Source organism: Pseudomonas sp. BN102, assembly GCF_029871245.1.
In the GTDB taxonomy this organism is placed as follows: Bacteria; Pseudomonadota; Gammaproteobacteria; order Pseudomonadales; family Pseudomonadaceae; genus Metapseudomonas.
This window is the reverse complement of the sequence record NZ_SSON01000077.1, coordinates 432,028-439,539: the sequence shown is the minus strand read 5'-3', so window position 1 is coordinate 439,539 and position 7,512 is coordinate 432,028. Positions and strand designations below refer to the sequence as shown.

6 protein-coding genes are annotated in these 7,512 nt (G+C 65.6%); all 6 read left to right on the top strand.

Features of this window, described 5'->3' with window-relative positions:
• On the top strand, positions 1-1,618 hold a 1,618-nt coding region (gene hutU / locus E8F12_RS25980), incomplete at its 5' end, for a urocanate hydratase (protein WP_280328091.1).
• Between the two features lie 2 nt (positions 1,619-1,620).
• The gene (gene hutH, locus E8F12_RS25975; RefSeq protein WP_280328089.1) at positions 1,621-3,153 is read left to right on the top strand and encodes a histidine ammonia-lyase; all 1,533 of its coding nucleotides are present in this window, start codon (positions 1,621-1,623) and stop codon (positions 3,151-3,153) included.
• Between the two features lie 73 nt (positions 3,154-3,226).
• Positions 3,227-4,633, top strand: a complete 1,407-nt coding sequence (locus E8F12_RS25970; RefSeq protein ID WP_280328088.1) for an amino acid permease — start codon at positions 3,227-3,229, stop codon at positions 4,631-4,633.
• Between the two features lie 153 nt (positions 4,634-4,786).
• Positions 4,787-5,755 carry an ABC transporter substrate-binding protein gene (locus E8F12_RS25965; RefSeq protein ID WP_280328086.1) on the top strand — a complete coding sequence of 323 codons (969 nt, stop codon included), beginning with the start codon at positions 4,787-4,789 and terminating at the stop codon, positions 5,753-5,755.
• A 71-nt stretch (positions 5,756-5,826) separates the two neighbouring features.
• Positions 5,827-6,678 (top strand): proline/glycine betaine ABC transporter permease, encoded by an 852-nt coding sequence (locus tag E8F12_RS25960; RefSeq protein ID WP_280328085.1) that lies wholly within the window; start codon positions 5,827-5,829, stop codon positions 6,676-6,678.
• The gene (locus E8F12_RS25955) at positions 6,675-7,505 is read left to right on the top strand and encodes a glycine betaine/L-proline ABC transporter ATP-binding protein (protein WP_280328084.1); all 831 of its coding nucleotides are present in this window, start codon (positions 6,675-6,677) and stop codon (positions 7,503-7,505) included. The genes E8F12_RS25960 and E8F12_RS25955 overlap by 4 nt, the downstream gene beginning before the upstream one ends.
• Positions 7,506-7,512: the final 7 nt, after the last annotated feature.

The following is a 7,512-nucleotide window of genomic DNA, read 5'->3' as shown; positions in this document are numbered from 1 at the left end:
CGCCAAGAGCTGGCTGACCGAAGCGCCGCTGCGCATGCTGATGAACAACCTCGACCCCGAGGTGGCGGAAAACCCGAAGGAACTGGTGGTGTACGGCGGCATCGGCCGCGCCGCACGCAACTGGGAGTGCTACGACAAGATCGTCGAGACCCTGAAGGAACTGAACGAGGACGAGACCCTGCTGGTGCAGTCCGGCAAGCCGGTCGGCGTGTTCAAGACCCACGCCAACGCCCCGCGCGTGCTGATTGCCAACTCCAACCTGGTGCCGCACTGGGCCAACTGGGAACACTTCAACGAACTGGACGCCAAGGGCCTGGCCATGTACGGCCAGATGACCGCCGGCAGCTGGATCTACATCGGCAGCCAGGGCATCGTCCAGGGCACCTATGAAACCTTCGTCGAGGCTGGCCGCCAGCATTACGACGGCAACCTCAAGGGCAAGTGGGTGCTGACCGCCGGCCTCGGCGGCATGGGCGGCGCCCAGCCGCTGGCCGCGACCCTGGCCGGCGCCTGCTCGCTGAACATCGAATGCCAGCAGAGCCGTATCGATTTCCGCCTGAGCAGCCGCTACGTCGACGAGCAGGCCAAGGATCTGGACGACGCCCTGGCGCGCATCGAGAAGTACACCGCCGAAGGCAAGGCCATCTCCATCGCCCTGCTGGGCAACGCCGCGGAAATCCTGCCGGAGCTGATCAAGCGTGGCGTCCGCCCGGACATGGTCACCGACCAGACCAGCGCCCACGACCCGCTGAACGGCTACCTGCCGATCGGCTGGACCTGGGAACAGTACCGCGACCGCGCGCAGACCGAGCCGGCGGCGGTGGTCAAGGCCGCCAAGCAGTCCATGGCGGTGCACGTGCGGGCCATGCTGGAGTTCCAGAAGCAGGGCATTCCGACCTTCGACTACGGCAACAACATCCGCCAGATGGCCAAGGAAGAAGGCGTGAGTAATGCCTTCGACTTCCCCGGCTTCGTTCCGGCCTACATCCGTCCGCTGTTCTGCCGCGGCATCGGGCCGTTCCGCTGGGCCGCGCTGTCGGGCAACGCCGAGGACATCTACAAGACCGACGCCAAGGTCAAGGAACTGATCCCGGACGACGCCCACCTGCACAACTGGCTGGATATGGCCCGCGAGCGCATCAGCTTCCAGGGCCTGCCGGCACGCATCTGCTGGGTCGGCCTGGGCCAGCGCGCCAAGCTCGGCCTGGCCTTCAACGAAATGGTCCGCCGCGGCGAGCTGTCGGCACCGATCGTCATCGGTCGCGACCACCTGGACTCCGGCTCGGTGTCCAGCCCGAACCGCGAGACCGAGGCCATGCAGGACGGTTCCGACGCCGTCTCCGACTGGCCGCTGCTCAACGCCCTGCTGAACACCGCCAGCGGCGCCACTTGGGTCTCGCTGCACCACGGCGGCGGCGTGGGCATGGGCTTCTCCCAGCACTCGGGGATGGTGATCGTCTGCGACGGCACCGACGAAGCCGCCGCGCGCATCGCCCGCGTGCTGACCAACGACCCAGGCACCGGCGTGATGCGCCATGCTGATGCCGGTTACCAGATTGCAATCGATTGCGCCCGTGAGCAGGGTCTGAACCTGCCGATGATTGGCAAAGGAGCCTGAGTGTGAACGCGCTGAACCTGAAACCCGGAACCCTGACCCTGGCGCAGCTGCGCCAGGTCTTCCATAACCCCGTGCACGTGACCCTGGACGCCAGCGCCGGCAAGGCTATCGACGCCAGCGTCGCCTGCGTCGAGAGCATCGTTGCCGAAGGCCGCACCGCCTACGGCATCAACACCGGCTTCGGCCTGCTGGCCTCCACCCGCATCGCCCCGGCCGACCTGGAAAAACTGCAGCGCTCGCTGGTGCTGTCCCACGCTGCCGGTGTCGGTGAGCCGCTGGACGACGCCATGGTGCGCCTGATCATGCTGCTCAAGGTGAACAGCCTGGCCCGCGGCTTCTCCGGTATTCGCCGCAAGGTGATCGACGCCCTGGTGGCACTGATCAACGCCGAGGTCTATCCGCACATCCCGCTGAAGGGCTCGGTCGGTGCTTCCGGTGACCTGGCGCCCCTGGCGCACATGTCCCTGCTGCTGCTCGGCGAGAGCAAGGCGCGCCACAAGGGCCAGTGGCTGCCGGCCACCGAGGCCCTGGCCGTTGCCGGCCTGGAGCCGCTGACCCTGGCCGCCAAGGAGGGCCTGGCTCTGCTCAACGGCACCCAGGTCTCCACCGCCTACGCCCTGCGTGGGCTGTTCGAAGCCGAAGACCTGTATGCCGCCGCCACCGTCTGCGGTGGCCTGAGCGTCGAGGCCATGCTGGGTTCCCGTGCACCCTTCGATGCACGCATCCACGCCGCCCGTGGCCAGCGTGGTCAGATCGACGCCGCTGCCGCCTACCGCGACCTGCTCACCGCCAGCAGCGAAATCGCCCGCTCCCACGAGAAGTGCGACAAGGTGCAGGATCCCTACTCCTTGCGCTGCCAACCGCAGGTCATGGGCGCCTGCCTGACCCAATTGCGCCAGGCCGCCGAAGTGCTGGAGATCGAATCCAACGCGGTCTCCGACAACCCGCTGGTGTTCGCCGAGGAGGGTGACGTGATCTCCGGCGGCAACTTCCACGCCGAGCCGGTGGCCATGGCCGCCGACAACCTGGCCCTGGCTATTGCCGAAATCGGCTCGCTGTCCGAGCGCCGCATCTCGCTGATGATGGACATGCACATGTCGCAGCTGCCGCCCTTCCTGGTGGAGAACGGCGGGGTCAACTCCGGCTTCATGATCGCCCAGGTCACCGCCGCCGCCCTGGCCAGCGACAACAAGGCCCTGGCCCACCCGGCCAGCGTCGACAGCCTGCCCACCTCGGCTAACCAGGAAGACCACGTGTCCATGGCGCCGAACGCCGGCAAGCGCCTCTGGGCCATGGCCGACAACGTGCGCGGCATCCTCGCCATCGAATGGCTGGGCGCCTGCCAGGGCCTGGACTTCCGCGAGGGCCTGAAAAGCTCGCCGAAGCTGGAAGAGGCCCGCGGCCTGCTGCGTGCTCAGGTGCCGTACTACCAGGAAGACCGCTTCTTCGCCCCGGACATCGAGACCGCCAGCACGCTGCTGGCCAGCGGCTGCCTGAACAGCCTGGTGCCGGCGAAGCTGCTGCCGAGCCTCTGAGCCGGACTGGCCGCCCCGGAGCGGGGCGGCCAGCACTTCTCGTGACTACAAGAACAATGAGGAGAGTGAAGGAATGAGCGAACAAGCGGGATTGCAGCGCGGGCTCACTGCACGCCACATCCGCTTCATGGCCTTGGGTTCGGCCATCGGGACAGGATTGTTCTACGGCTCCGCGTCGGCCATCCAGATGGCCGGTCCGTCGGTGCTGCTTGCGTATCTGATCGCCGGTGCGGCGGTCTACATGGTGATGCGCGCGCTGGGGGAGATGGCTGTACACAACCCGGTTTCCGGGTCTTTCGGCCAGTACGCCAGCAATTACATCGGGCCGCTGGCAGGTTTCATCACGGGCTGGACCTACGCGTTCGAGATGATCATCGTCTGCCTCGCGGACGTGACGGCGTTCGGTATCTACATGGGCTTCTGGTTCCCTGACGTGCCGCGCTGGATCTGGGTCCTGTCCATCATCTTCTTCATCGGCGCGTTGAACCTGTGCAGCGTGAAGGTATTCGGCGAGCTGGAATTCTGGCTGTCGCTGCTGAAGGTCGGCGCCATCGTCGCGATGATCCTCGCCGGCCTGGGTATCATGCTGTTCGGCTTCGGCCTGGCAGAGTCCGGGGCAGCTACCGGCATCCATAACCTCTGGGAACACGGCGGCTTCATGCCCAACGGCATCGGCGGTCTGATCGCCTCTTTCGCCGTGGTGGTCTTCGCCTTTGGTGGCATCGAGATCATCGGCATCACCGCTGGCGAGGCGAAGAATCCGCAGCAGGTCCTGCCCAGGGCGATCAATGCGGTGCCGATGCGCATCCTACTGTTCTACGTGCTGACCCTGTTCGTGCTGATGGCCATCTTCCCCTGGCCGCAGATCGGCAGCCAGGGCAGCCCCTTCGTGCAGATCTTCGACAGCCTGGGCATCAGCTCGGCCGCCGCGATTCTCAACATCGTGGTCATCTCCGCCGCGGTTTCGGCCATCAACAGCGACATCTTTGGAGCCGGCCGCATGCTCTATGGCATGGCGCGTCAGGGCCAGGCACCCGCCGGTTTCGCCAAGGTCTCACGCCATGGCGTGCCCTGGCTGACCGTGGTCGTCATGGCGGCCGCGCTGCTGGCGGGGGTCGTGCTGAACTACCTGATCCCGGATAACGTCTTCCTGGTCATCGCGTCCATCGCCACCTTCGCCACCGTCTGGGTCTGGCTGATGATCCTGGCCGCCCAGGTCGGCATGCGTCGCAGCATGAGCCGCACGGAGGTCGCCGCGCTGAAGTTCCCGGTGCCGTTCTGGCCCGTTGCGCCCGCCGCCGCCATCGCCTTCATGGTGTTCATTTTCGGGGTGCTGGGCTACTTCCCGGACACCCAGCCGGCACTCTGGGTCGGCTTCATCTGGATAGCTCTGCTGGTCGTCGCCTACTGGCTGTGGGTACGGCCCAAGGACATGGAAGGGCAGGTTGCCTCGGTACCTGCTGCAGGTCTGGAAGACTGATGTGCGTTGCGTGAAGCACCTCCCATGGCTGTCCGTGGCGGCCATGGGGGAAAACAAGAAGCGCCAGTCACTGGCACCGGTAACCGGCCATGGCCGGCTCTCGGCCCTAACTGAACTGCCTTAACCCCTACCAAGATTCAGGAGCGTCGGAACATGCAATTCAAGAAGCGAGTGTTGAGCCTGATGTGTGCGGCTGGCCTGCTGGCCGGGGCGGCTTCCGCCCAGGCGGCGGGCTGGTGTGAGTCTGGCAAGCCGGTGAAGTTCGCCGGGCTCAACTGGGAGAGCGGCATGTTGCTCACCGACCTGCTGCAGTTCGTTCTGAAGAACGGTTACGGCTGCGAGACCGATAGCCTGCCGGGCAACTCCATCACCATGGAACAGGCCCTGGGCAACAACGACATCCAGATCTTCGCCGAGGAGTGGATCGGCCGTAGCGATGCCTGGAACAAGGCCGCCGCCGCCGGCAAGGTGGTGGGTGTGGGCGCGCCGATCGTCGGCGCCACCGAAGGCTGGTACGTGCCGCGCTACGTGATCGCGGGCGACGCCAAGCGTGGCATCGAGGCCAAAGCGCCGCAGCTCAAGGCGATCGCCGACCTCGGCCAATACGCCGAGCTGTTCCGCGACCCGGAGGAGCCGGGCAAGGGACGCTTCTACAACTGCCCGGCCGGCTGGACCTGCGAGCTGGACAACAGCGAAATGCTCAAGAGCTATGGCCTGGAAGAGAAGTTCACCAACTTCCGTCCCGGCACCGGCCCGGCCCTGGATGCGGCCGTGCTGTCGAGCTATCGCCGTGGCGAGCCTATCCTTTTCTATTACTGGTCGCCGACGCCGCTGATGGGCCAGGCCGACCTGGTGAAGCTGGAAGAAAAACCTGGCGTGGACAAGAGCGTGACCATCCAGGTCGGGCTGTCCAGGACCTTCCATGACGAGGCCCCGGAGCTGGTGGCTGTGCTGAACAAGGTCAACCTGCCGATCGACCTGCTGAACCAGAACCTGGCGAAGATGGCCAAGGAGAAGATGGACTCGGCGGACCTGGCCAAGGTCTTCCTCAAGGAGCACCCGGAGGTGTGGCGTGCCTGGGTCAGCGAGGATGCGGCGAAGAAGATCGAAGCCGCCCTCTGAGGCTTCGGGCGAACCCTGATACCGGCCTTCTCCCCGGGTGGAGAAGGCCCCCCACATGACCGGAGCGAGCTATGTTCCCCGAACGCTTCACCTTCTCCATCGCTGACTGGGTCAATGGCTGGGTAGACAGCCTAGTGACCAACTACGGCGATGTGTTCCGCCACATCTCCGACACCCTTCTCTGGGCCATCGTTTACCTGGAAGGCATCCTCCGCGCCACGCCCTGGTGGCTGGTGCTGATCGTGGTCGCCGGGATTTCCTGGCACGCCACCCGACGCATCCTGCCAACGGTGGTGATCACCGGCCTGCTGTTCCTGGTGGGCGCCGTGGGGCTCTGGGACAAGCTGATGCAGACCGTCGCGCTGATGCTGGTGGCCACCTTCATCTCGGTGCTGATCGGCATTCCCCTGGGCATTCTCGCGGCCCGCAGCAACCGCCTGCGCGCGGTGCTGATGCCGCTGCTGGACATCATGCAGACCATGCCCAGCTTCGTGTACCTGATCCCGGTGCTGATGCTCTTCGGCCTGGGCAAGGTGCCGGCCATCTTCGCCACCGTGATCTACGCCGCGCCGCCGCTGATCCGCCTCACCGACCTCGGCATCCGCCAGGTGGACAAGGAGGTGATGGAAGCGGTGAACGCCTTCGGCGCCAACCGCTGGCAACAGCTGTTCGGCGTGCAGCTGCCGCTGGCCCTGCCGAGCATCATGGCGGGGATCAACCAGACCACCATGATGGCCCTGTCGATGGTGGTGATCGCCTCGATGATCGGCGCCCGCGGTCTCGGCGAGGACGTCCTGGTGGGCATCCAGACGCTCAACGTCGGCAAGGGCCTCGAAGCGGGCCTGGCCATCGTCATCCTGGCCGTGGTCTTCGACCGCATCACCCAGGCTTACGGCCGTTCGCGGCACGCAGCCAGCAATTGAGTGACGAGAACATGAGCAAGATTGTCGTCAAGAACGTATTCAAGATCTTCGGCCAGCGCGCCGACGAGGCCCTGGCGCTGATCCAGCAGGGCAAGAGCAAGGCCGATGTGTTGGCCAATACCGGCTGCGTGGTCGGGGTCAACGACCTGTCGCTGTCCATCGGCGCCGGCGAGATCTTCGTGATCATGGGCCTGTCCGGTTCGGGCAAGTCGACTCTGGTGCGCCACTTCAATCGCCTGATCGACCCCACCAGCGGGCAGATCCTCGTCGATGGCGAGGACATCCTGCGCTACGACATGGAGGAGCTGCGGCAATTCCGCCGCCGGAAGATCAGCATGGTGTTCCAGAGCTTCGGCCTGCTGCCGCACAAGACCGTGCTGGACAACGTCGCCTACGGCCTCAAGGTGCGCGGCGAGACCAAGGACTACTGCCTGGAGCGCGCCCAGCACTGGATCACCACCGTGGGCCTGAAGGGCTACGAGAAGTCCTACCCGCACCAGCTCTCCGGCGGCATGCGCCAGCGCGTCGGCCTGGCCCGGGCGCTGGCCTCGGACACCGACATCATCCTCATGGACGAAGCCTTCAGCGCCCTCGACCCGCTGATCCGCGCCGACATGCAGGAGCAGCTGCTGGAGCTGCAGAAGACCCTGCAGAAGACCATCGTCTTCATCACCCACGACCTGGACGAAGCGGTACGCATCGGCAACCGCATCGCCATCCTCAAGGACGGCCAGCTGATCCAGGTCGGCACGCCGAAGGAAATCCTCCACCAGCCGGCGGACGACTACGTCGACCGCTTCGTCCAGCGCCGCGTGGCCAACCTGTAAGGAACAG

Excerpts from the sequence above, each read along its gene's own strand:
- E8F12_RS25965 (WP_280328086.1), top strand. The coding sequence starts at position 4,787 with ATGCAATTCAAGAAGCGAGTGTTGAGCCTGATGTGTGCGGCTGGCCTG.
- E8F12_RS25970 (WP_280328088.1), top strand. The coding sequence starts at position 3,227 with ATGAGCGAACAAGCGGGATTGCAGCGCGGGCTCACTGCACGCCACATC.
- E8F12_RS25960 (WP_280328085.1), top strand. The coding sequence starts at position 5,827 with ATGTTCCCCGAACGCTTCACCTTCTCCATCGCTGACTGGGTCAATGGC.